Origin of the sequence: Vibrio sp. 1731, assembly GCF_033339955.1 — a bacterium.
GTDB lineage: Bacteria > Pseudomonadota > Gammaproteobacteria > Enterobacterales > Vibrionaceae > Vibrio > Vibrio alginolyticus.
This window is the reverse complement of the sequence record NZ_JAWOVO010000001.1, coordinates 469,397-492,236: the sequence shown is the minus strand read 5'-3', so window position 1 is coordinate 492,236 and position 22,840 is coordinate 469,397. Positions and strand designations below refer to the sequence as shown.

Below are 22,840 nucleotides of genomic sequence, written 5' to 3'. Positions count from 1 at the left end.
CCTCTTATAAACCTTGAAGTTTGAGACGATTTGCATGTTGGCGATAAAGCGTGACTGGATCGGTTTCAAAAAGATGATGAATACCGAGTAGACCGTTAATTTCATCCAAATGGTTCATTTGATAATCATCACGTATGACTTTGCCTAAATGTGTGCTGCACGCACCAACTAAGCCATCATTCGGCCCATCAAAGGCTAAGCCAAGTACCATCATGGCAGCGTCAGTCGGATCGAAAACGTTTGTAAAAGTGGATGATCCGGTCCATGAGTAGTAATAAACGCCATTTGAAGCTAGCAAGTCGCCATTACCACATTCACTGGTAGGGACTCCCTCTGGGTAGTGCTGGTTAAACGCCAATGATCCTTCCGTGGTCAAGGCTGCTAATGAGGCTAAAGGGTCTTGGTCGAGATCAGAACCACCTGATAGAAGATTAATAAGAGTGGTTAAACCTTGCGCCAGTTTTACCGCGAGCTGCTCACTCCCCGAACCCTCAGATACGGTGCCACGAACTAAATCGGCTACTTTAGACCCTTTATTAACGCCTCCTATACTCGTAACTGATGCGACTAGGTCAGGACGGACAGAGGCAACATAGCGCGTTGTTGGACCACCATGACTGTGACCAATGAGATTGACTTTCTCTGCGCCTGTAGCTGCAAGTAAGGTTTCTACTTGAGCAAGCAGTTGCTCCCCTCGAACTTCGCTGCTATTGGTCGCGGATACCTGTGCAACATAAACTTTAGCACCATCTTTTGTTAAGGAATGTGGTATTCCGAAAAAGTAATCAACGCCTGCCAGGGTATCAAAACCAAACAAGCCGTGAACCAAGACAATCGGATACTTGGTTTGGGTATAACCTGTTGCAGCGTATACGGAGGTTATTGGGACGGTAACTAAGGTAAAAAGCATTAGCGCTATAAATTTGAGTTTCAAAACTATCTCCTTGTGGTATGACCTCTTATGAATGATAAAAAGTAGGAGAGAAACTCTAAATTTGAAAAGCCTATTTATGGCACATTATTTCATTCTGTGACTGCTCAATTGAAAAACAACACAAATGATTAACATTAATTAATGGTTCGGGAGAATGTTAGTTAATTCTAATTAAGTCATAGGGTTATAAAAACGCCCCGCAATGCAGGGCGATTCAATCATTGTTATAGGGAGGCTTCTTTTTCAAGCATTAAGGCATTATAACGCGCAAAACCAGCCTCTAAATCAGCGATCAAGTCATTTACGTCTTCTAAGCCAATATGAATACGAACCAAAGTACCTTCAAAGTGTGGGTGAGCTACGGTTCTCAGGCTGTTAAAGCTCTTAGGTTCGTTAGCTAGAATGAGGCTTTCATAACCGCCCCAAGAGTAACCCATACTGAAGTGTTTCATACCATCAAGCAGAGCCGTCGTCGCTTTTGGATAAGACGTTTTGAGAACAAATGAAAACAAGCCGTTTCCACCTGTGAAGTCTCGTTTGAAAAACTCATGGCCAGGGCTTGTTTCTAAAGCTGGATGGCGGACATGATCAACTTCTGGGCGAGAAGCGAGCCACTGAGCGACTTTTAAACTGCTTTCTGCGTGCTGTCTTAGGCGAACATCCAACGTGCGAATACCTCGAAGACCTAGGTATGCGTCGTCAGGAGAAACGCACTGACCCATCAGGTAGCTTTGTTCACGAAGCTGATCCCAATACTTTTCAGAAGCCACAGCAGTACCTAGCATGACATCTGAATGTCCAACAATATACTTAGTTGCCGCTTGAATGGAAATGTCTACGCCATGCTCGAAAGGAGAGAAGTTCACGCCTGCTCCCCATGTGTTGTCAAGCATCACGATGATATCTTGCTCGTGGGCAATGCGCGCTAATGTAGGTACATCTTGGACTTCCATGGTTATTGAACCAGGAGACTCCAAGAAAAGGACTTTGGTATTCGGCTGAATCAAGTCTCGGATACCTTCACCGCTCATTGGGTCATAATAGGTGGTTTCGATGCCCATTTTCTTCATTATGGTGTTACAAAAGTCACGAGTTGGTTCGTAACAAGTGTCCACCATTAGAATGTGATCGCCAGTTTCAACGAAAGAGAGGATGGCGTTTGAAATTGCTGCCGTTCCACAAGGGTAAAGCGCGCAACCAGCTCCACCTTCAATCTCAACCATTGCGTCTTGGAAAGCAAAGTGCGTGTTGGTGCCTCGGCGACCATAAAACAATGTTTTGTTTGCACGATTAATGGTGGCTTGGTTCTTTTCTGCAACGGTATTGAATACCACGGTTGAAGCGCGTTGAACGGGTGGGTTTACAACACCATTTGTCCACTTTTTATCGCGGCCAGCGGTAATGAGTTTGGTTTTTTTTCCCTCTGACATAAAAGTTCCCTGTCTTAAATATTGCGGTTTTGAATATTTAAAACATGGACGACGTAGGTTATGCAAGGGAAAAGTCAACTATCAGCCAATAACAGCCAAGATGAACAGGTAATGATGTCGAGAGGTATCGTGTAGATAGGGAGCTAAAAGAACAAACCTCCAGCAGGATGCATGTAGCGCTGGAGGTTTTTTAGCCTGTGTATTTGAGGTATTAGAGGAGTGGGTTGAAGAGATAGAACACTCGCTCTAAGAACCGAGAAAATAGGCTCCTTTTCTCCCATTCTTCCAATACAACAGTGTGAGATTGCTTAATATAGCTATCTTGTAACCAAGACATTTGCTTGGTGAACTCTTCGTCATCAACGGCGAGGGTCACTTCGAAGTTCAGCCACAAGCTGCGCATATCCATGTTTACGGTGCCAACTAAACAGAATTGGTCGTCAATTACGACAGATTTTGTATGCAGCAAACCACCATAAAACTCATAAATCTTGACCCCTGAACTCAAGAGCTCACTATAAAAAGCGCGTGAAGCCCATTGCACCATCATAGAGTCATTTTTATGGGGAATAATGAGTTCAACGTTAATGCCTCGTTGTGCTGTCATCTTTAACGTTTCGAGTAAATCAGCATTGGGCACGAAATATGGTGTTGTGATTCGTACCGAGCGATTGGCTTGGTTTATTGCCAATGTTAATACTTGATAGATCAGATATTCCGGCATACCTGGGCCAGAAGGCACAACCTGAATAGGGTGTTGGAATTCACTCTCATCGATCTTGCATTCAGGTAGTCTTGGTAAATGACGTTCGCCAGTTTCGACTTCCCAATCCCAACAGTGGATGGCACTCAATACGTTTACCGTTGGTCCTGTAATGCGAACCATGATATCCACCCAATGCCCAACGCCACTATTTTGCTTGAAGTAAGCCGGGTCAACCAAGTTCATTGAACCTGTATAAGCAATTTCATCATCAATTACGATGATCTTGCGATGTTGGCGAAGATCAAGACGACGTAAGAAAATACGCCACATCTTCACTTCTAGCGCTTGAATAACTTCAATTCCAGCATCCTGCATCATTCGATACCAAGGACTTCTGAAAAAACGTGGACTACCTGCTGAATCGAGCAATAGCTTGACATCTACGCCGCGTTTAGCCGCTTGAATAAGCGCAGAAGCGACAGAGTCAGCCAAACCACCTGGATGCCAAATGTAGAATACCATTCGAATACTGCTCTGCGCGTTTTCGATGTCTTCAATAATGGAATGCAAAATCTCATTAGGTGACTGTTGCAGCGACAATGTATTACCGCTCAATGCGGGAAGACCAAGGCGGTTGTTACAAAGTTCATCAATTCGGTAGATGTGCCTTCCCATCGTTTCTGGGTTGTGCGCGTTACAGTCGTTAAGCTGACTGAACCACTTCTCGAATGGTGTAAACATCTCTTTTGCGCGTTCGGCCCGTTTTCTGCCTAAGTTCAGTTCACCGAAGAGGAAATAACACGCGACACCCAGAACGGGAAGGATATAAATGATCATTAGCCAAGCTAAAGACACGCTCACTGCACGGCGCTTTAAAACGACACGAATGGTCACACCTGCGACCAGTAACCAATATAGCCCGATGCCAGCTAAAGTAAGAAAGTGATAAAACTTGTCCATATACGCTCAGAGTAATATGCCCTTCTAGGATATTAAGCATAAAAGTGGGTTGGGGGAATAGATTTCCCATTTAGACGTGGGATTGACCTTATATGAGGAACAAATTTCATAACAGCTGATTCTGTTATTTTAATGTGAAAAATAAGGTCATTCTTTAACTTTTGAATAAAAAAGCAGCATTTAACCTGCGTAACTCGACACTTGTGCGATAAATGTACTTTTTTGGGGTTCCAATTTTAAAGGGGAGCTGCTTTACTTTCTAGACATAGTGCGTCGAACGCTTATTTTATAAGTGTACAATAATTTTTACATAAACTTTTTAGACGCCTATCTCTATGCATACACAACAAACTAATTTTGGAGAAAAAGCGTGGCTACAACTAATACAGCAGCACCACGTGATACGTGGGGGTCTAAACTAGGCTTCGTAATGGCAGCAGCGGGTTCCGCTGTCGGTTTAGGCAATATATGGAAATTCCCTTACACAGCGGGTGAGAGTGGCGGCGGTGCATTCGTTGCTATCTACCTTATCTTTGTTATTTTTATCGGCTTTAGCGTGATGCTGACAGAGTTCGCTATTGGTCGTAAGACAGGTCTTTCTGCCGTAGGTGCATTCAAAACAACTGACCGACGCTGGACGTTCACTGGCGTTATGGGAGTCTTCAGTGGTCTTTTGATCATGGGCTTCTACCCAGTGGTTGGTGGTTGGGCATTGGCCTACATCTTTAAAGTGGGCGGTGGTCTACTCAGCGCGCCAGAAGCAATTGGCGACAGCTTTGGCGGTTTCATCTCAGATCCGATTCAACCTTTAATGTGGATGGGTGTTTACCTGTTCCTTAACGTCATGATTGTGATGAAAGGGATTTCGGGTGGTATTGAGAAAGCCGGTAAGGTTCTGATGCCGCTTCTGTTCTTAATCCTAATCGTTGTTTCTGTTAAGGGCTTAATGCTGCCAGGTGCAATGGCTGGCCTTGAGTTCTTATTCATGCCCGACTTTTCTAAAGTCGACAGCAACGTGGTTCTTGCTGCACTAGGGCAAGCGTTCTTCTCACTTAGCTTAGGTATGGGTTGTATGATGACGTACGGTTCTTACCTGAAGAAGAAAGAGAACCTAGTTCAAACAACCGGTATGGTTACAGCGATGGATACTGGTGTCGCGATTCTTGCTGGTGTTGCTATGTTCCCAGCTATGTTTGCCTTTGGCATGGAGCCTGCGGCAGGCCCTGGTCTTGTATTTGTTGTCGTTCCTCAGCTATTTGCTGAAATGGGCGGAGTAATTGGGTTGCTATTCGCGTTGCTATTTTTCATCGGTTTGACGGTGGCGGCATTAACTTCTTCAGTATCATTATTGGAAGTTGTCGTGTCTTACCTAATCGACGAGAAAGGCATGAAGCGCTCTAACGCTGTTCTGTCTGCAAGTGCAGTTATGGCGGCATTATGTATTTTTGCGTCACTATCGTTAGGTGGAATGGGACCAACGCTGTTTGGTACCGGTGCCTTTGATATCTTTGACTTACTAACGGACAAAATCTTCTTAGCGGTTGGTGGTATGTTGGTTTGTATCTTTGCTGGATGGCGCCTAAGCCGTGCTGAGCTAGAAAAAGAGATCACTAATGACGGCGAAGTATCCTTCCCGTTATTTGGATTGTGGTACAACCTAGTTAAATACCTGATTCCTGTTGCGATTGCTATTGTTGCCTTCATGGGGATTAAGTCTGGCTTTGATAGTGGCAAAGGTGAAATCATGCTGCTGGGTATCGCAATCATTGGTCTTGCTGGCATTTTCTCGAAGAAGCTTTAGCAAAGACCTTGGGGGCAAGCCTCGATAGCTTTGTCCGGTAACTTATGTATACTGCTGGCTCCAAACGTGGAGCCAGTTTTTTATGTTCGATATTCTACATACCCATCCCGATTTTCTGATCATCAATAAGCATCCCAACGTCTCTGTTCATAAAGACGATGGCGACACAATGCTGCTGCAAGAAGTGGCTAAGCAGAGTGGTGAGCAGCAGCTCTATCTTATCCATCGCTTGGATAAAATGACATCGGGTATTCTGCTCCTCGGACGCAACGCCAAAGCGGCCAGTGCGTTATCGCAAGCTTTTGCTGACCGCCAAGTGGAAAAGTTCTATCTGGCGATTGGCTCTAAAAAGCCGAAAAAGAAACAAGGTTTGGTCGTTGGTGATATGGAGCGTTCGCGCCGTTCATCATGGAAGCTGGTCAACAGCAAAAATAACCCAGCCGTTACCCAGTTTTTCTCTCTTGCGGCAGAGCCCGGAGAGCGCCTATTTTTATGTAAGCCACACACTGGTAAAACGCATCAAATCCGCGTGGCATTAAAATCGGTTGGCTCAGGTATTGTTGGCGACCCGATTTACAATGCAGGCAATGAGGCTGATCGCGGTTATCTGCACGCATTTTCACTTTGCTTCCAATACCGAGATGAGCAATATCGCTTTGTTTGCGATCCACGAGAATACAAAGTGCTTGGTAACAAATGGCACAGTGAAACCGTCTCTCAGGGTTTGGATACTTGGCTTTCCCCCTGGGAACTGAACTGGCCTACGATCAAATAACCGTCACAAAGAAAACTAATAAGAGAACTCGATGCAAGCATCACAACTTTCGCTGTTTTTTCAGCATCTAGAAACCGAGCTCGCGCAAGCTCCGAATGAAATTCGTCGACTGTTTCATGGTCGTGGTCGTCGTTTTGAGGGCCTAGAGCAAATCACCTGTGACTGGTTACAAGGTCAGTTGATCATCAACTTGTTTAAAGAAGTCGACGACGCGTTTCTCGCTGAGCTGAAAAGCGGCCTCAATGCGTTGGCACTATCACCACTGTGGGCAGACAAGCAAGGTCGCACTATGGTTCTTCAGCACCGTTATGCCGATGGTGCGCCTTCAGAAGTGCTTGTCGGTGAATTAGACGCTCGCCCTGTCGTTGAAGAAAGTGGTTTGAAATACCAATTGGATATTGGCCGCAACCAAAACTTCGGTCTGTTTTTGGACATGCGCTACGGTCGTGATTGGGTACGCGAAAATGCGAAGCATAAGAACGTGCTTAACTTGTTTGCTTACACCTGTGGCTTTTCTGTCGCTGCCATTGCAGGTGGCGCAGATAAAGTGGTTAACGTCGACATGGCGAAAGCGTCGCTGTCTAAAGGTCGTGAGAACCACAAGCTAAATGGTCATAACATCAACCAGGTAAGCTTTATGGGACACGATATCTTTAAATCTTGGGGTAAGATTAAGAAATCTGGTCAGTATGACTTGATCATTATCGATCCGCCTTCATTCCAGAAAGGCAGCTTTGCGCTGACTAAAGACTACAAAAAGATTCTACGTCGATTGCCGGATTTGTTGGCAGAAGGCGGTCAAGTGATGGCATGTGTGAACTCACCATCTGTGACAAGCGACTTCTTGATTGAGAGCATGAAAGAAGAAGCGCCAGAGTTGACATTCCGTGAGCGTCTGGATAACCCACCAGAGTTTATAGACGTAGACAGCGAAGCAGCATTGAAAGTGTTGCTGTTTAGCGAGAAGCAATGGCGACGAAACGAAAGTTGTGCCTATCTATAATACCAGCCGTTTGAGTACGGCTGGCATTTCCACGATACCCCGTTAATCTGAATAGCGAGACGCGAGTGTGATTCAGAGTCTATTATCAGAGTGAGTTATTCCTAACACGCTGATATTAGATTCCTGATCTCGCCTAGGCTCGTCGGAATGACGGGAAACAATAAAAGATCGATACCAGCAGCATTAACCGATCTGCACTTCAAGATCCGCTTCGATGGTTGATGAGCAGGCGAGCACATAGCCTTGTTCAATTTCTTCTTGCGTCAATGTTTCTAGGCTGGTGGAAGAGACGTTGCCTTTACGAACCTTGCATTTACACGAGCCACAAATCCCGCTTCGACAAGCGACGATTAATGGTAAACCTGCGCCTTCGAGCACATCGGCCAGTACCTGACCTTTTTGCGCATCGATGCTTTGAGCAAAATCAGGAACAGAAACGTTAACCGTCTCATCGGAGACCGATGATTCTGCGCCAGTCGCTGGCGTAAAACTCTCTTGGTAGAAGTTCGTCATTTCAAAACCAAGATCATTCAAATAGCCGTGAACATCTTGCATAAACTGGCTTGGACCACACAGGTAAACGGTGCGTTGCTTGAAATCAGGAACAAGCTCTTTAATCCAGTCGGCATTCAAACGACCTTGTGGGTGTGACGTTCCTTCGCGGTTTTTCAGCAACAGCTTTAAATGGAAGTTGGGATATACGGCGTCTAACGTTTCTAGCTGATCGTAGTAAATCGTCTCTTCTGGGCTGCGTGCGATATGAAGAAATGCGATGTCCACATCGTTTTCGTTTTCATCTTGATTACTCAGCCAGTGCTTTGCCATCGAAAATACGGGCGTGACGCCGCAACCTGCACTGATAAGCAAGGCTTTTGTTTCGCCATCACGTAACACGGGTGGATGGTCGATGCAGTTAAATTCGCCCGTTGGTGGTAATGCTTGAACGGTATCACCGAGCAGCAGCGAGTCAACGATGTAGTTCGATACTTTACCGCCAGATACTCGTTTGATGGTGAGTTGAAGGTGATCGTCTTCATTGATCGAGCTGATTGAATAGGCACGAAACTCCATTTTTCCATCAATTTCGACGCCCAAGTTAATAAACTGGCCAGGTTTAAACTGAAACAGAAGTGATTCGGTTAGTTCGGCCAATTTGATGCTGACGGTGTCGTGTGTTTCGAAGTATTTGTCGATGCAACGGAGTGTGACGGGTTGGTTACCTTGCCATTCAAAAAACATAACAATCTCTTTGGTTGTGGCTATTTTTAGTTCGAAATAGAGAGCGCCTCCGCGTAAGGAGGCGCGAACAAGCAAGTTTATTAAGCTGCTAGGATGGCTTTTAGATCATCCTGAACATTGCCAATACTGCGCATATCGAACTTCTCTTGGATGATGGCGATTAGGTTTGGCGTTAGGAATGCCGGTGCAGTAGGGCCTGTGTAAATGCCTTTCACGCCCAATGCAAATAGCGTTAGCAAGATAACGATCGCTTTTTGCTCGAACCAAGAAAGCACAAGCGTGAGTGGTAGTTCATTGATGTCACAGTCAAACTCTTTCGCCAGTGCAAGTGCAAGCTGGATTGCAGAGTAAGCATCGTTACATTGGCCCACATCCAATAGGCGAGGGATGCCGTTGATATCGCCAAACGTATTCTTGTTGAAGCGGAACTTACCACACGCCAAGGTCAGGATTAGCGTGTCTTCTGGCGCTTCAGCCGTAAAATCGGTGTAGTAGCTGCGTTCCGCTTTATCACCATCACAACCGCCGACTAGGAAGAAGTGTTTGATGTTGCCTTGCTTCACTTGGTCGATAACCACAGGGGCGGCGTTCATCAGTGCATTGCGACCAAAACCAACCGTGATGTGGTGTTCGATTTCATCGTGTTGGAAACCGTCTTGCGCCAGAGCACATTCGATCACTTGGCTGAAATCATCGCCTTCGATATGTGCAACACCAGGCCAGCCAACAATGCTACGGGTGAATAGACGGTCTGCGTATTGACCCACATTTGGATTCAGCAAGCAGTTTGACGTCATTACGATTGCACCAGGGAAGTTTGCGAATTCTTTCTGTTGGTTTTGCCATGCGCTGCCGTAGTTACCGACGAGATGAGGGTATTTCTTCAGCTCTGGGTAGCCGTGTGCAGGCAGCATTTCACCATTGGTGTAAACGTTGATGCCTTTGCCTTCGGTCTGTTGCAGGATTTTTTCTAGGTCATGCAAATCATGACCAGAAACAAGAATACATTTACCTTTTACTGGCTTGACGTTCACCGTTGTTGGTTCTGGATGGCCGAAGGTCGTTGTTTCGCCTTGGTCGAGCATTTCCATCACTTTGTAGTTCATCAGGCCAATGCGCATTGAGCAATCAAGTAGTTCACCGAGATCTTCAGGATCAGTACCTAACCACGCCATGATTTCATGGTATTCGGCATAGATATCGTTGTTGGTTTGCTCAAGAACGCGTGCGTGCTCCATGTACGCGGCTGCACCTTTAAGGCCGTATAGGCAAAGTAGGCGTAGGCCAATAACATCTTCATGTACTTGGTCCTTACCACGGTTAACCGCGACTTGCGGAGCAAAAGTTAAGATTGCTTCTGCGCTGTCTGGTAGCTCAAAGTGAGCAACCGCAGGAATGTCAGCGACTTCGGTATCGGCAAGCGTTGCTGCAGACATCACTTGCTCTTTTAACAATGCTTTGTACGTTGCAGCTTGAGAAGTTAACTCCAGGATGCGTTCAGGGTCGAAGTTAACGTTCGTCAATGTAGAGAAAAATGCCTTGGGTGCCCATTGGTTGACTTCATCGTTAATAATGTTGAATTCAAGTGCTTTTGATGCCCAAAAAGAAACCCCTTGCAGTGTGTAAACCAACACGTCTTGTAGGTCTGATACTTCAGAAGTTTTGCCACACATGCCTTGTGCAAAAGAACAACCTTTGACAGCAGGGGTTTGAATTGTCTGTTCACATTGAATACAGAACATATTGGGTTCTCCAGTGATTGTTTTAATAGTCGTGATGTTGACCACTAGAGAGCAGAATGCGTGCCAATTATTATCTTGTTGATTTTTAATGGCTTTGTTTGTTTTTGATAGAGGAGGTGATGTAATTAAGACAACGCAAATGATGTCTTAATTACATCGGCTTCTTGCGGTTGTTTATTTATTGATCCCAAGTTTTTTACCCATCCGATATAAGTTCCCGCGATCCATTTGCAAAAACTCCGCTGCTTTTGCCCAAACGCCACCAGTTTGGCTCAAAGCATGTTCAATTAAATCACGCTGATAGCTTTCTATTAGCTCTCGCATTGGTTGGCTTTCTTTGGGTAAATAATGTGATGTGTTTTTTACATCATCGAGAGCCAATGAGGTGTCGAAATGGTTAAGCATGATCGTGCTTGCGCCTTGTTGAATGACGTGCAAAGCCGCGCGAGTTAAAGCATGTTCGAGCTCGCGCACGTTTCCGTACCAAGGTAAAGATTCCAATTGGGTCAACACTTTAGGATGAACGTGCAGATTGGGTGCATTGAATTGTTGGCGTACTTTTTCCAACAAATATCCTGCTAAAACGGGAATATCCCCGTCACGGGCACGCAGTGGGGGGACTTGGATTGGGAACACGTTCAAACGGTGGAAAAGGTCTGCTCGAAACGTGCCAGCTTCGACCTCTTTTTCTAATTGTCGATTGGTCGCGGCGATGATGCGCACATTGACCATCAAATGCTGATCGCTACCTACACGTTGCAGCTCGCCTTGCTGAATTACGCGCAGCAATTTTGCTTGCAAAATCAAAGGTAGTTCGCCCACTTCATCAAGGAAAATCGTTCCACCGTCTGCCAGTTCAAACTTACCGGCACGGTGGCTATTAGCACCTGTAAATGCGCCTTTGACATGGCCAAACAGTTCACTCTCAGCCAGACCTTCTGGTAAAGCCGCACAGTTGACGTAAATCATCGGCTTATCGCTACGATGAGATTGCGCGTGCACCGAGTGCGCGACCAGTTCTTTACCAGTACCGGTCTCTCCTGTGATAAGTACCGCGTAATCTGATTGAGCAACGGTCGCAATGTTGTTTCGTAACTGGTTGATCTGCGGACTTAAACCCACCATTTCGCCATGTTGAGAACGGGCTTGTTGGATAAGGGTTTGAGTGACGCTTTTTTGCTTCTGGTTTTGCGCTTTGAGCGCTTTTAACTGAGCAATGTTACGCAATGTCGCAGCGGTCAAAGCCGCAAAGGTTTCGATAGCGACAGGGTCAATGTCATCAAACGCGCCCACCGTTAGTGCATCCATCGTTAGTGCGCCAACAAGTTGGCCTTCGACATACAAGCTAAAGCCCATGCAATCGTGAACATCAATGCATTGGTCTTCAGTTAATAGTGTGCCGTCGAAAGGATCCGGCAGTGAACAATCGGCATCGAAACGCACCGGTTCACGGCTATGAATAATGGCATCTAAGCGAGGGTGCGCCTTGGGGAAATAGCGACGACCTAAGACTGAGCTGGATAAGCCTTTTACCGCGACAGGAGTTAGAAACCCATCCTCATCGAAGATAAACAGGCAGCTCGCATCACATGGGAATACTTGCGCGACCCCATCAATGAGGTTTTGATATTGCTGCTCGTGAGAGCGATTTGAGCTGAGGTTTAGCGCGATATTAAGGAGTACGTGGTCAATAGTCGGAGTCATAACAAGCCCAAAGTTATCTGGAATGGGCTCATGCTAGCAACTTGATGTCATTTGAACATCGAAAGGTGTGGGAGATTGATGTTCCATTGACGACGATCAAGTTTGATACGAAAAGAAACGCGCAAGTTAACAAGCCAGTGATGTAAGCTTGCGCGGATTAGGTGTTTGAATTAAAGCAGGCCAAAGGTTTGGTTCGTCCGAATTAACGAGGAACGACTCTGGCGTCATTACCAGAAACATTGATTTGGACCGCTTGGCCTGGTTGGAAAATCATGTTTGGATTTGCTTCTTGAACAATAGAGATAATCTTTCCGTCCTCTAAACGAATGGTCAGATTCACGCCATTTCTTTTCGCGGTTGCTTCAGCCGCTTTGCTGCCTGCATAGCCACCCAATAGACCACCACCAATGGCAGCGATATCCGAGCCAGAACCGCCCCCAACTTTTGAGCCTAAGATCCCGCCCACGGCAGCACCAGCGATGGTGCCAATGGCATTGGATTGGGTAGAGGCATCAATGGTTACGGGTTCTACTTTTTCTACTGTGCCGTAGTAAACCTGCTGAACTTTGCGAGTGTCGGATGAGCCGTATGCATCTCCGTACGGGTTAGGTGAGCTACAGCCGCCAAGCACGAGCGCACAAGTAATGGTGAGCAACATGCCTAAATTGATCTGTTTTTTCATATAGCCTCCGAATGGTTTCTTCATTCAAAGAGTATATACCCCAATTTAACCTGCGTTTTGGTGCTTTATAAAACAGTGGCTTAGCGGCCTGTCCCTTAAGGAAACGCGATTGTCTAAGCAGTATTAATGATCGTTAAGCGTATGAAACCCTGAATAAATACGTGTAAAAGTAGTAAACCAGCATGCCGCGCCAAAGATATACGCGATGACGGCAAAGTGTTGCGGTAGCAAACAAAATAAAACCAAGCAGCCAATGGTTTCTGTACCTTCGGTTAAGCCGCTCATGTAGTAAAGCGATTTGTTTTTATATACCGGATTATCGATGCCTTGTTTTCCTGCCATGATGGCAAAAGCCAAAAAGCTACTACCAGTGCCGATGAAGGAAAAAATCAAAAATGCGCCTGCAACGGCATTGTGCTCTGGGTTGGCAAGCACAAAGCCAAAAGGAATCAACGAATAGAACAAAAAATCTAAGCTGATATCAAGAAAACCACCCGCATCGGTAATGCCTTGAATCCTCGCCAGTGCACCGTCTAACCCATCACAGATTCTGTTCAGCAAAATAAACAGCAACGCCAACAAGTACTGTTCGGTGATCAAAGCCGGCAGGGCAAAACAGCCAAGTACAAAACCAAACACTGTCGTCTGATTTGCAGTGATACCACATTTATCGAGATATTTCGCACTGAGTGCCAGCGGTTTGCGGATGAGCTTTATACTCAGGCTATCAAGCATGATTTGTCTCCCACGGCCAGTTTAGGCAGCTGCTGCCATCAGGAATATCGTCTTCATCGTGCGTTACCATCAAAGTAGGGATGTTCGCTTGCTGCAATTGTTCGACCACCCAATTGCGAAATTGCACGCGCAGGTCTTTATCCAGCTTGCTATAGGGCTCATCAAGTAGCGCAACTTTTGGCTTTGCTAGCAGCATACGAGTCAATGAGATACGGGCACGTTGCCCTCCCGAAATTTGGTCAGGAAAGGACTCTGCTAGTTTGGTCAATGAAATGTTCTTCAGTGCTTGCATAGCGTGAGCTTTACGCTCTTCACCTTTGATTGAGTTTGGTAGCGCGAAGGCAAGGTTCTCCCACACCGTTAAATGAGGGAAGAGCAAATCTTCTTGGAATAGAATACCGACCTGACGCTTATGGGCAGGGAGGGCATCCAACTTTTCGTTATCAAGCGTAATGGATCCAGAGTAGTTGAACTCGGCGGATAGGTGCCCGGCAATGGCATCCAACAAAGTGGATTTACCACAACCGCTAGGCCCCATCAGGGTAACGATTTCACCTTTTTCTACGGTCATGTTGAACGCTGAAAAAAGCGCGTCGCCATTGGTTTTACGGATGGCGAGGTTTTCGAGACAAAGACTCATTCAGTAGTAAACCTTTTATAGACAAGCGGCGATACTTCCTGTGCAAGTGGCTAAGCAGTATCGCAAAAGAAAAGAACAAGAATGGCAGCAGAGCTTGCCAAATGGCGTAAATAGCGGTGACACGTCGGTCAAAACCACTGGATAGTGCAACGGCTTCGGTTGTGATGGTGCTAATGCGCCCAGCCCCTAGCACCAATGTTGGTAGGTATTGCGCCAGGCTGACACTAATACCGACAGCCCACGCGAATGCAATTGCAGGCAGGAGGATTGGCAGTTTCACTTTTAACCAAGCTTGCATCGGTGATTTACCCAAGCTGAGTGCGACGCGAGTTAAGCCGTTATCGAAGCTGCGCCACGGACCGTCTAGCGAGAGGTAAATAAATGGGAACGCAAAGAATATATGCGCCCAACATACCCAAAAGAAATACGCATTACTGTTTAAGTACAGCGTCACTACTTGCATACCGAATAGCACGGATAGCTGAGGAATCAGCATTGGGATGGCGATGATGTAACCGGGCACCTGCCAGCGATAACGGAGACGATACTCATGTGCTATTAAAGCAAGAACTAGCGCGACAGTCGCGCTGATTAGGGCGATTGACATACTTTGTTCTAGAGTCCCTAGAATACTGTGCCATTCGTATTCCCAAAAACGCAGGCTGTAACGGCTTGGGAGCAAATCTGGAAAGCGCCAACGTTGGGCAAAGCTCCACAGCACCATGAGTGGAATCATTAGAAGTGCAAGTAGCGCGACCAGTGAAAATAGGGTTTTACCGGGTAAACGAAACCCGTTTCGACCAGAGTACTGCCAGCGTTTGAAGCCTTTGGTAATACACCATTCCATTAAGCGTGCAAATCCAATCAAAAGGCTTGCGATCGCAAACAGTATTACTGCGCCAGCGGCCGCTCTTGGTAGGAGCGATAAATCTGGATCGTTAAACCATTGCCATACCAAAACCGCAAACGTCGGCGGGTTGGTGGGGCCAATAATCAGGGCGACATCGACAACGGACAAACTGTAAGCCAATACCGCCAGCATTGGAAAGCGCAGTTTTGCTATCCACTGTGGGAACACGCATTTCCACCACGCTTGCGCCGAACTGTAGCCCATCGAATGACTGACTTTTTCAATCTTATCGACTTTCAATTGCTGAAGAATTGGAATACTCATCAACAATAAAAACGGCACTTCTTTAATCGCAAGCATGATGATCAAACCGAGTGCGTGCGGATCTTTAATCAGCAATGCTAAGTCATTCACCGTTTGTGCATTCGGGTCGTAACCAAACAGTTGGTTGAGAACCCTAACGCCCATACCAGTTGGGGCAAACAAGAACGCAAAGCCAATCGCAAACGCTACGTGCGGCATGGCAAGAAGTGGCGAGAGGCTTACTTCAATTTTTCGCCAAAACTTACTGCCCCAAGAGGCTTGCAAAATCGCAAATGTGATCAAGCAAGCCAAGTAGCTACTGAAAATGGCAGAGTAGAAAGTAAGCCCGATGGATGTCCAAACACCCTCCCAATCAAAAACAGCGTTAAAGCCATCTAAAGAAAAGTGGTGCAAGCCGATAGGAGGCACATAACCGAGCGCAGAGACCACCACTCCAAGTAGTCCCGGAATGGTAGGCAAAATACAAACTGCGATAATGACTAAATACAGCGCTCTTAACATGGATTCTTACTAATTCCCGTAGCGTTTCAACCATTCTTTTTCTAACGCCGCTTGCCAACTTGGATGTGGCTCAGCGATAGATTTGAATTGTTGAGTGTTTTTGGCCGAACCAGTTAGGTATTGGTTGCTTAGTACCGAAGGGTCGCCCCAGATGTTTAGGTTACCTTTGCGAGACTGTGCTTCAGGGCTCAATAAAAAGTTTATCGCAACTTGTGCACCAGCACTGGCATTTGCGTTCCAAGGAATCGCTAAAAAGTGGATATTTGAGAGTGCTCCTGCGTCCATTGCGTACGCTTTGGTGCTCTCTGCAAGATTACCGCTCGACTGCGCAGAGAAAACCGCGTTCGGGTTAAAGGTAATCGCCAGGTCAGTCTGACCATCATCTAGTAGCTGAAGGGTTTCTGCTGTACCACCTGGAAACTGCTTACCACCGCGCCAAGCGACTTTATGGAACTCATCTAGATAAGACCACAGCGGTTGAGTGACTTGCTCAAACGTGTTATCGGTAACTGGTTGTTGCAGCTCAGGGGCGTTGTTAGACAGTTCAATGAGTAATGCTTTGATAAAGCTTGTGCCATGAAACTCTGGTGGTCGAGGGTAAGTCAGGCGATTCGGGAACGCTTTTGCATAGCTCAGCATTTCTGCGAATGATTTTGGAGGGTTATGGAGGGTTTGCTCGTCATGGATAAACACTAATTGTCCTACTCCCCAAGGTGCTTCTAGACCTTCTGTTGGCTCGGAGAAGTCCACATCAATTGGTAGAGATTTATCCACATATTGCCAGCTTGGCAAACCTTCGACAAAAGGACCAAATAGCAATTGGTTATCCTTCATTGATTTGAAGTTTTCGCCATTGATCCAAACCATATCAACACTGCCACCGCTGTTTTTGCCTGCCGCTTTTTCTGCGATAAGTCGAGTAGTGGTCTCAGAAATATCAGTTACTTTAACGTGGTTTAGCGTCACGTTATAACGTGATTTTAGCTCTCTACTCGCCCACTGTATGTAGCGATTAATTTCTTGGCTTCCGCCCCAAGCATGAAAGTAGACGGATTGCCCGTCGGCTTGATGTTCGATTTTTTGCCATTCGCTATTCACTGATGAATCGGCAAAAGAAGGTGTCGCAAAAGTCGTGGCTAAAATGCCAATGCTGCTGAGTAGCTTTTTCATATCTATTCCGTGTTATGTCTTTTGGTTCTTGCTTTCGTTTCTATTGACGTTTTCGCAAGTCGTTCCGCTCTGTTACAAGGATAGTAATTCATCTCTCTCTATTATCAATGCCAATCCCAAACGGAATCACTCATTGATTCAAAGAATTACTCTCAATGTGAAGCAAAACGAAGAAAGGACAAATTTGGTGTCATTTTAGGAGCGGACCGTTTGTTTGAGGATATTCTTTCAAGTAATTGAAAATTATTGTCCCCAGAGATATGAATAGGTTGTTTTACAGAGCAAAATTGATGTTTAAAGCATGGAATTGAGGGCAAAAGAGAAAGAAAGTTTGTCACTTAAATGACTTTGGCATGCACGACCAATGACTCGTGGACATAAAAAAAGCAGCCGTCTGGCTGCTTTCAAAATACTATCTGGTTTACTTAGTTGGGATTGTTTACCCAGTCACGTAGTGTAAACGTCAATTCGTGATCGGCACTTTTCAGAACAAGACCATCTTTAGTTAGCGTGATATCGCTCCAGTTAGATAGTGTTTGTGTCATTGCGTTTTCGATCTTCATTTGATCTTCCATACACATCTTCATGGTCATGCCCATTTTTTCGATGCGTAGTTGGTTGTTTTTCAGCTCGGCTTGACCGAAGAAGTTGTTGCAACCTGCGTTGCCGTTTGCGGTTAGATTTTCACCAATTTCTAGGCGAGCCGCTTTTTGGTGTTCGTCTAGAACGATATTTTTGCCATCAACTTGAACAAGTTCCCAGTTGTGGTGCTGCAAATCTTGAGCCGTTATTTCTTTCACATCATCACCGTTGCTAGCACAAGCAGTCATAAGAACAGGGAGAGAGATTGCTGTAACTAACGTTTTTAGGCTAAGCTTCATTTTATAGACTCCGTTTTTATAAACGCGGTAAGTATAAGTAATAAAACACTGTTTTTGTCAGCATAAGGTTATGGTTTCGTATGTTTTTGACATAACGAAGTATATAGCAAGTTTTGTTGCTGACTAATCTTCTCATTATTTAAACTAGGCCAATACGCCCTAATATGGAAAGAGCGGTTTTAGTATGGAGCAACTGGAGTTTTTTACTGTCCCAAGCCCTTGTGTTGGAGTATGTACCTCCGATGAAAAAGGGTATTGCAAGGGGTGTATGAGAAAGAGAGAGGAAAGGTTTAATTGGCTTAACTTAACCCCCGCTCAGCAGTTGCACGTTATTAAGTTGTGTCGTCAAAGGTACAGAAGAAAGATGTTGGCAGGGAAGACGAAGCCAGAACAGCTTCAAGATGAGTCATCGCCTCAACAAGACTTATTCTAGAACTCTTGTTCAGTCTGTGGGGTTACGCCTTCGCTTTCGGTTCTGATTAGGCTTTTACATATTCCCGGTCCGGCAAGGTGTCCTTTAAGAACCGGGAATCTCCTATCCATTTTCCCTATAAAGCGGTAATTGGCGTTATTTCATCGACCAACGGTCGCTAACCCAGCCTCCCGCTTGTTCGTCGAAGTGATTTCCTGAAAATCGATGATTGAATTCAACATCTAATTTACTTGTTGGGCGTTCATCCATGAGTTGATGAATGTATCTCGCCATAGGATCCGTACAAGCTTCACGCTCTCTACGGGTAACTACTTCTTTGATCATTTGGAGTCTGTAGCTATTGCTGGCTCGTTTCATTTTTGACCTCCAGAACTCGATGGCAGCAGTTTGAACACATTGACGTCCAGATCGCTGCTCATTAGTGTGCGCGTGGAGGCACATCACCATCGTTTGAAGTCCAAAGACAAATTGTTTGAGAGCAGTGTTTGTAACGCCATTCACATCTTTCTCAGAATCATTGACTAAGCGATTAAAAATGTTTCGCGAAATTTAGCCGATGAACCTGCATATTTAAAAGACCTTATCAAACATAGAAGCCCAACACAGGGGCGTCAATAACACAAATGAACAATTTTTGAACATATTGTGAAGGTGGAGAGTTTTCAGTAATTTATCGAAAATAAAAAACCGAAGCACAAAGCTTCGGTTTTGAGGAAAGCCCTGACGAAATTGCTTGTAAAAGCTCTTAGTGCCAGGGGTAAGGTGTTGAGTATTAGCTACCAGATGCAGGACAGCCTTTTACTGGTTGGCCATTACTGAAGTACTTGATGTTCTCTAAGTTCTTGTTGTAGTTATCCGCAGAGATTTGTGGGTTGTTTACGAAGAACTCGCGCAAAACGTATGCATCGGTTAGCTGTGTAGATTGAACATCGATGATTGGATAGTTATCGCCACCAGCAGCACTGAAGCTGATTACAGAGAATGTGTACGTTGCGTCTAGATCGAAGCCTTTATTGTTAATATCGGTAATGGTTACTGAGCCAGCATCACAATTTACATCTAAAGTGATGTTATCTAGTTGAGCGTAAGCACCAGAGCCTGCAGATTTCGTCGCAACCACATCTAAGTATTCTTTAACTTCTTTACCTGTCATAGTTGCTTTAGTCACGAAGTTACCAAATGGCTGAACCGTTAGTACGTCACGGTAAGTGATATCACCATCTTGGATTGAATCACGCACGCCGCCAGAGTTCATCACACCAAAGTCAGCATTTACCGTTTTGTAAGTACGGTATGCCTCGCCGAGTAGGTGACCTAGGTTAGTTTGTTGAGAGCGAACTACGTTACGATCACCTTCTAACTTACCCGTCGTATTAGAAATCTTCTCATCTAATAACTCTTGACCTTGTTGTTGGTATGGCAGTAGTAACGCTTTTACCGTTGCATCTTGTTGAATTCGTTCACCGATAACTTCATCGTTTTCGTCTAGAAGGTTTACAGGAATCAGTGCGTAATTCGCTAAGTGAAGCTTGCCGTCGTAGTATTCGAAGTCTGCACGACCCACATATTTACCCCACTCATGCGCTTGCATAATCCAAGTGCCTTTTTGTTGGTCTGGGGCACAATCATCCCCAGGTTTGAAATCAGCATACTCATTGGTACCTGGTTCCATACATACAGGGTTTTGTGAGTGACCACCGATGATAGCGTTTAGCTGTCCTTCTTCAAGAGAGCGAGCGAGTTTAACGTCACCTGGTGCTTCACTACCGTTTTTGCCATCTTCGTAGTGACCCATGTGCGTCGTTGCAAATACTAGGTCTACCTTTTCGTTCTCTTCGATTTCTTTCAGTACCTTTTTGATTTCTACTTGAGGGTCTTCGAAGTGGATGTTTGATACGTTGTCTGGATTGACTAGCTTCGCAGTGTCTTGCGTTGTTAGACCAATAACAGCGATCTTAAGGCCGTTGATAGTAAATACTTTGTAAGGGTCGAAGTAACGCTCGTTTGTATCTTTTTTATAGATATTCGCAGCCAGCATAGGGAAGTCAGCTAGCTCGGCTTGCATATCGAGAATATCTAGTGAGTTATCAAATTCGTGGTTACCGACAGCCATTGCATCGTAACCAAGTAGGTTCATCCCTACGAAGTCTGGAACCGCATCTTGCATGTCTGATTCTGGTACGCCGGTATTAATATCACCGCCAGATAGCAGAATGGTTTCACCGCCTTTTGCTTCGACTTCTGCGCGGATAGATTCGATTAAAGTGTGACGCGCAGCCATGCCGTATTCGCCGTCGCTGTTATGCCAAAAGCGACCATGGTTATCGTTAGTGTGGAGAACGGTGAACTTAGTACAAGAATCTGCAGTCTCGCAGGTTACTGGAGAATTGTCGCTGTCTGAGCCGCATCCTGCTAGCGCAGCGCCTACTGCCACTACCAAAAGAGATTTGGAAAACTTCATAAGGGATCCTTTCTTTGTGATTTTGTTATTGTTACGGCGTGAAATATACGGAATTAATGTGAAACTTTAGTGATCTATCTCTTATTTATACTTCTATCGGAGAAATGAATTAATAAGCCTGCAAACTACGTCTATAAATAAACAGAATTGGTATTTAGTATTTATTTTGTATCGCTAGCTCTATTTTTTGTGAGGTAGTTAATTGAATGTGTGTTGTTTGTGTGAATCAATGCGCATTTTTGCGAAGTATTACGCTGATTTTGGTGATTATTTTGCCAAGTTTATGTTTTTCCTAATAGGTATGACACAAATCGTTATAAATTTTCGCTCTAATGATGAGGGGTTCGGTTTGTATGCATAATGAACAGCACAGAGCTTAAACTCATTTGATCATGGCTTTATTCTGCCAAACTCTATCAAAAATTGTATTTATCTCTTTACTATAATTGCGATCGTTTAGAAACCTTATGCTTTAGGCATCGTTTATTTATCCTCATCCGATACCTTATCGTGCTTATTCCGCATTTGACACTCGAGTGTTTAAACAAATAGATTCAACCTAATGAGTCAAAATGAAAAGTAAATAATGGATCGTTCTTCTTCGAATATTATGATGTGAACTATCATTTAATTAATGAAAATGAAATAGATTAATGTAAAGCGTTGCGACTGTAGCCGTTATCTTTGAGCTTTGGTTTAAAGGGTAGGGTTAAAAGAATTTGTAAGTGGTGAACGCTAATAAAGGATGCTTATGAGATACACAGTAAGGGACGCACTCAAAAAGGAAGCAGCCCAAATCGCCAAGATACACGTTGATTCTTGGCAGGTGGCGTATAAAGGATTAATGCCAAAGAGCTACATAGAGCAGTTTACGATTGAGCGTCGAGAAAGGATGTGGGCACGAGTGATGACGGAGCAACTGGCCCAATTGATCGTAGTTGAGAGGCAAGGAGAAATTGTTGGCTTTTTAAGTTACGAGTTACCTAACCACACCAGCGAAGATAAAACGGCATTAGTGACATGTTGCTACGTTACGCCGCTACATTATGATTATGGGCAAGGAGCAGGAAGTGCACTGTTAGATGAGTTAGAGACACGTTTGCTCTCTACGTCAGTTATGCAGATCAGTTTGAAAGCACTGGATACTAATCAACAGGGGCTTAACTTTTACAAGAAGTGTGGTTTTGTGCGTACTGGAGAGGAAGAGTCGGAAGTGATTGAGAGTATGACGCTGACCGATCTCACTTTAGTGAAGTATATTACCCGCTCATAAATCAAATGCTATATGCCAAATATAGTAAAACCCCGGAGGTGGTAAGACTCCGGGGTTTTGAAATTTTTTAGATGTCTCGGTTGGTAAGTCCGATTATCTTTTATGCAAAAGGTTTGGATTTAATCCGATTAATTCCTTGGTAGGGAATTAGATACGGATGAAGTCCATGTGTTCAACTTTTGGCTTGAACGCGTGACGTTGAACGTCTTGTGGCTTAACTTTAACTTCTTTGCCATCGATAACTAGAACGATGCCTTCGTAGAATTCAGGCTTGTCCATTTGGTTTACGATGTCGTCGTGGTTAAGAACGATAGCTACTGCTGCTTCTTCACCGCCGTATACAACTGCAGGGAATTTGCCAGCGTGACGTAGGCGGCGGCTCGCACCTTTACCTAGTTCAGTACGTACTACTGCTTCGAATTTCATAGTATTTACTCTCAAATTAGTAAAAATCAAATGTTCACAATCAACAATGCGACCTTGTTGTTCGTGGTAAAGCTTGAAACAGGAACTGTTCAAGCGAGCGCGGATACTATCATTCCACTTATAAATGGGCAACCCAAATCGTATCCAAATCAACAAAAAGGTATGATTTA

At 44.9% G+C, this 22,840-nt stretch carries 20 protein-coding genes; 5 read left to right on the top strand and 15 right to left on the bottom strand.

Annotation, left to right across the window (positions count from 1 at the left end):
* Positions 1-4: 4 nt before the first annotated feature.
* The 3 genes from R7035_RS02070 to cls form a co-directional block, all read right to left on the bottom strand.
* The gene (locus R7035_RS02070; RefSeq protein ID WP_005378107.1) at positions 5-910 is read right to left on the bottom strand and encodes an esterase/lipase family protein; all 906 of its coding nucleotides are present in this window, start codon (positions 908-910) and stop codon (positions 5-7) included.
* Positions 911-1,158: 248 nt separating this feature from the next.
* Positions 1,159-2,364: a cystathionine beta-lyase gene (locus R7035_RS02065; RefSeq protein WP_318145945.1), complete on the bottom strand. Its 1,206-nt coding sequence runs from the start codon at positions 2,362-2,364 to the stop codon at positions 1,159-1,161.
* A gap of 211 nt (positions 2,365-2,575) precedes the next feature.
* Positions 2,576-4,030: a cardiolipin synthase gene (cls, locus tag R7035_RS02060; protein ID WP_017634667.1), complete on the bottom strand. Its 1,455-nt coding sequence runs from the start codon at positions 4,028-4,030 to the stop codon at positions 2,576-2,578.
* 430 nt (positions 4,031-4,460) lie between these two features.
* On the opposite strand from cls, the gene R7035_RS02055 reads away from it, so the two are divergent.
* The 3 genes from R7035_RS02055 (at position 4,461) to R7035_RS02045 (ending at position 7,609) form a co-directional block, all read left to right on the top strand.
* Positions 4,461-5,831, top strand: coding sequence for a sodium-dependent transporter (locus tag R7035_RS02055; RefSeq protein WP_042522154.1), 1,371 nt, complete (start codon positions 4,461-4,463; stop codon positions 5,829-5,831).
* Positions 5,832-5,913: 82 nt separating this feature from the next.
* Positions 5,914-6,606 (top strand): TIGR01621 family pseudouridine synthase, encoded by a 693-nt coding sequence (locus R7035_RS02050; RefSeq protein WP_017634666.1) that lies wholly within the window; start codon positions 5,914-5,916, stop codon positions 6,604-6,606.
* A gap of 31 nt (positions 6,607-6,637) precedes the next feature.
* Positions 6,638-7,609 (top strand): class I SAM-dependent methyltransferase, encoded by a 972-nt coding sequence (locus tag R7035_RS02045; protein ID WP_256901051.1) that lies wholly within the window; start codon positions 6,638-6,640, stop codon positions 7,607-7,609.
* Positions 7,610-7,792: 183 nt separating this feature from the next.
* Here the strand turns inward: R7035_RS02045 and R7035_RS02040 are convergent, their stop codons facing one another.
* The 9 genes from R7035_RS02040 to R7035_RS02000 all read right to left on the bottom strand — a co-directional run bounded on the left by R7035_RS02040 (position 7,793) and on the right by R7035_RS02000 (position 18,077).
* Positions 7,793-8,848 carry a hybrid-cluster NAD(P)-dependent oxidoreductase gene (locus R7035_RS02040; protein WP_256901052.1) on the bottom strand — a complete coding sequence of 352 codons (1,056 nt, stop codon included), beginning with the start codon at positions 8,846-8,848 and terminating at the stop codon, positions 7,793-7,795.
* 80 nt (positions 8,849-8,928) lie between these two features.
* Positions 8,929-10,590: a hydroxylamine reductase gene (hcp, locus tag R7035_RS02035; RefSeq protein WP_256901054.1), complete on the bottom strand. Its 1,662-nt coding sequence runs from the start codon at positions 10,588-10,590 to the stop codon at positions 8,929-8,931.
* A gap of 174 nt (positions 10,591-10,764) precedes the next feature.
* Positions 10,765-12,294, bottom strand: coding sequence for a nitric oxide reductase transcriptional regulator NorR (gene norR / locus R7035_RS02030; protein WP_318145944.1), 1,530 nt, complete (start codon positions 12,292-12,294; stop codon positions 10,765-10,767).
* 202 nt (positions 12,295-12,496) lie between these two features.
* Positions 12,497-12,976 carry a glycine zipper 2TM domain-containing protein gene (locus R7035_RS02025; RefSeq protein WP_005386695.1) on the bottom strand — a complete coding sequence of 160 codons (480 nt, stop codon included), beginning with the start codon at positions 12,974-12,976 and terminating at the stop codon, positions 12,497-12,499.
* Positions 12,977-13,099: 123 nt separating this feature from the next.
* Positions 13,100-13,711, bottom strand: coding sequence for a CDP-alcohol phosphatidyltransferase family protein (locus R7035_RS02020; protein ID WP_042522015.1), 612 nt, complete (start codon positions 13,709-13,711; stop codon positions 13,100-13,102).
* Positions 13,704-14,351, bottom strand: a complete 648-nt coding sequence (locus R7035_RS02015) for an ATP-binding cassette domain-containing protein (RefSeq protein ID WP_065274385.1) — start codon at positions 14,349-14,351, stop codon at positions 13,704-13,706. Before R7035_RS02015 ends, R7035_RS02020 begins: the two co-directional genes overlap by 8 nt.
* Positions 14,317-16,026 carry an ABC transporter permease gene (locus R7035_RS02010; RefSeq protein ID WP_213907842.1) on the bottom strand — a complete coding sequence of 570 codons (1,710 nt, stop codon included), beginning with the start codon at positions 16,024-16,026 and terminating at the stop codon, positions 14,317-14,319. The genes R7035_RS02015 and R7035_RS02010 overlap by 35 nt, the downstream gene beginning before the upstream one ends.
* Positions 16,027-16,035: 9 nt before the next feature.
* Entirely contained in the window at positions 16,036-17,196 is a 1,161-nt protein-coding gene (locus tag R7035_RS02005) for an ABC transporter substrate-binding protein (RefSeq protein WP_064353819.1), read from the bottom strand.
* 425 nt (positions 17,197-17,621) lie between these two features.
* Positions 17,622-18,077, bottom strand: coding sequence for an META domain-containing protein (locus R7035_RS02000; protein ID WP_318145943.1), 456 nt, complete (start codon positions 18,075-18,077; stop codon positions 17,622-17,624).
* Between the two features lie 184 nt (positions 18,078-18,261).
* Between R7035_RS02000 and R7035_RS01995 the strand changes: the two genes are divergently transcribed.
* Positions 18,262-18,510 (top strand): DUF1289 domain-containing protein, encoded by a 249-nt coding sequence (locus R7035_RS01995; RefSeq protein ID WP_005378062.1) that lies wholly within the window; start codon positions 18,262-18,264, stop codon positions 18,508-18,510.
* A 135-nt stretch (positions 18,511-18,645) separates the two neighbouring features.
* Here the strand turns inward: R7035_RS01995 and R7035_RS01990 are convergent, their stop codons facing one another.
* Positions 18,646-18,867, bottom strand: coding sequence for a hypothetical protein (locus tag R7035_RS01990; RefSeq protein WP_005386686.1), 222 nt, complete (start codon positions 18,865-18,867; stop codon positions 18,646-18,648).
* A gap of 415 nt (positions 18,868-19,282) precedes the next feature.
* On the bottom strand, positions 19,283-20,971 hold the full coding sequence (ushA, locus tag R7035_RS01985) for a bifunctional UDP-sugar hydrolase/5'-nucleotidase UshA (RefSeq protein ID WP_017634888.1): 1,689 nt from the start codon (positions 20,969-20,971) through the stop codon (positions 19,283-19,285).
* Between the two features lie 751 nt (positions 20,972-21,722).
* Between ushA and R7035_RS01980 the strand changes: the two genes are divergently transcribed.
* Positions 21,723-22,244, top strand: coding sequence for a GNAT family N-acetyltransferase (locus R7035_RS01980; protein ID WP_132936577.1), 522 nt, complete (start codon positions 21,723-21,725; stop codon positions 22,242-22,244).
* Between the two features lie 147 nt (positions 22,245-22,391).
* Here R7035_RS01980 and rplY read toward each other — a convergent pair whose 3' ends face one another.
* Complete coding sequence (gene rplY / locus R7035_RS01975) at positions 22,392-22,670, bottom strand: 50S ribosomal protein L25 (protein ID WP_005378066.1); 279 nt, start codon at positions 22,668-22,670, stop codon at positions 22,392-22,394.
* Positions 22,671-22,840 lie beyond the last annotated feature (170 nt).

Excerpts from the sequence above, each read along its gene's own strand:
- R7035_RS02005 (WP_064353819.1), bottom strand. The coding sequence starts at position 17,196 with ATGAAAAAGCTACTCAGCAGCATTGGCATTTTAGCCACGACTTTTGCG.
- R7035_RS01990 (WP_005386686.1), bottom strand. The coding sequence starts at position 18,867 with ATGAAACGAGCCAGCAATAGCTACAGACTCCAAATGATCAAAGAAGTA.
- rplY (WP_005378066.1), bottom strand. The coding sequence starts at position 22,670 with ATGAAATTCGAAGCAGTAGTACGTACTGAACTAGGTAAAGGTGCGAGC.
- R7035_RS02000 (WP_318145943.1), bottom strand. The coding sequence starts at position 18,077 with ATGAAGCTTAGCCTAAAAACGTTAGTTACAGCAATCTCTCTCCCTGTT.
- R7035_RS02020 (WP_042522015.1), bottom strand. The coding sequence starts at position 13,711 with ATGCTTGATAGCCTGAGTATAAAGCTCATCCGCAAACCGCTGGCACTC.
- R7035_RS02055 (WP_042522154.1), top strand. The coding sequence starts at position 4,461 with ATGGCAGCAGCGGGTTCCGCTGTCGGTTTAGGCAATATATGGAAATTC.
- R7035_RS02065 (WP_318145945.1), bottom strand. The coding sequence starts at position 2,364 with ATGTCAGAGGGAAAAAAAACCAAACTCATTACCGCTGGCCGCGATAAA.
- hcp (WP_256901054.1), bottom strand. The coding sequence starts at position 10,590 with ATGTTCTGTATTCAATGTGAACAGACAATTCAAACCCCTGCTGTCAAA.
- R7035_RS02040 (WP_256901052.1), bottom strand. The coding sequence starts at position 8,848 with ATGTTTTTTGAATGGCAAGGTAACCAACCCGTCACACTCCGTTGCATC.
- R7035_RS02025 (WP_005386695.1), bottom strand. The coding sequence starts at position 12,976 with ATGAAAAAACAGATCAATTTAGGCATGTTGCTCACCATTACTTGTGCG.
- cls (WP_017634667.1), bottom strand. The coding sequence starts at position 4,030 with ATGGACAAGTTTTATCACTTTCTTACTTTAGCTGGCATCGGGCTATAT.
- R7035_RS02010 (WP_213907842.1), bottom strand. The coding sequence starts at position 16,026 with ATGTTAAGAGCGCTGTATTTAGTCATTATCGCAGTTTGTATTTTGCCT.
- ushA (WP_017634888.1), bottom strand. The coding sequence starts at position 20,971 with ATGAAGTTTTCCAAATCTCTTTTGGTAGTGGCAGTAGGCGCTGCGCTA.
- R7035_RS02070 (WP_005378107.1), bottom strand. The coding sequence starts at position 910 with ATGCTTTTTACCTTAGTTACCGTCCCAATAACCTCCGTATACGCTGCA.
- R7035_RS02050 (WP_017634666.1), top strand. The coding sequence starts at position 5,914 with ATGTTCGATATTCTACATACCCATCCCGATTTTCTGATCATCAATAAG.
- R7035_RS02015 (WP_065274385.1), bottom strand. The coding sequence starts at position 14,351 with ATGAGTCTTTGTCTCGAAAACCTCGCCATCCGTAAAACCAATGGCGAC.
- norR (WP_318145944.1), bottom strand. The coding sequence starts at position 12,294 with ATGACTCCGACTATTGACCACGTACTCCTTAATATCGCGCTAAACCTC.
- R7035_RS02045 (WP_256901051.1), top strand. The coding sequence starts at position 6,638 with ATGCAAGCATCACAACTTTCGCTGTTTTTTCAGCATCTAGAAACCGAG.
- R7035_RS01980 (WP_132936577.1), top strand. The coding sequence starts at position 21,723 with ATGAGATACACAGTAAGGGACGCACTCAAAAAGGAAGCAGCCCAAATC.
- R7035_RS01995 (WP_005378062.1), top strand. The coding sequence starts at position 18,262 with ATGGAGCAACTGGAGTTTTTTACTGTCCCAAGCCCTTGTGTTGGAGTA.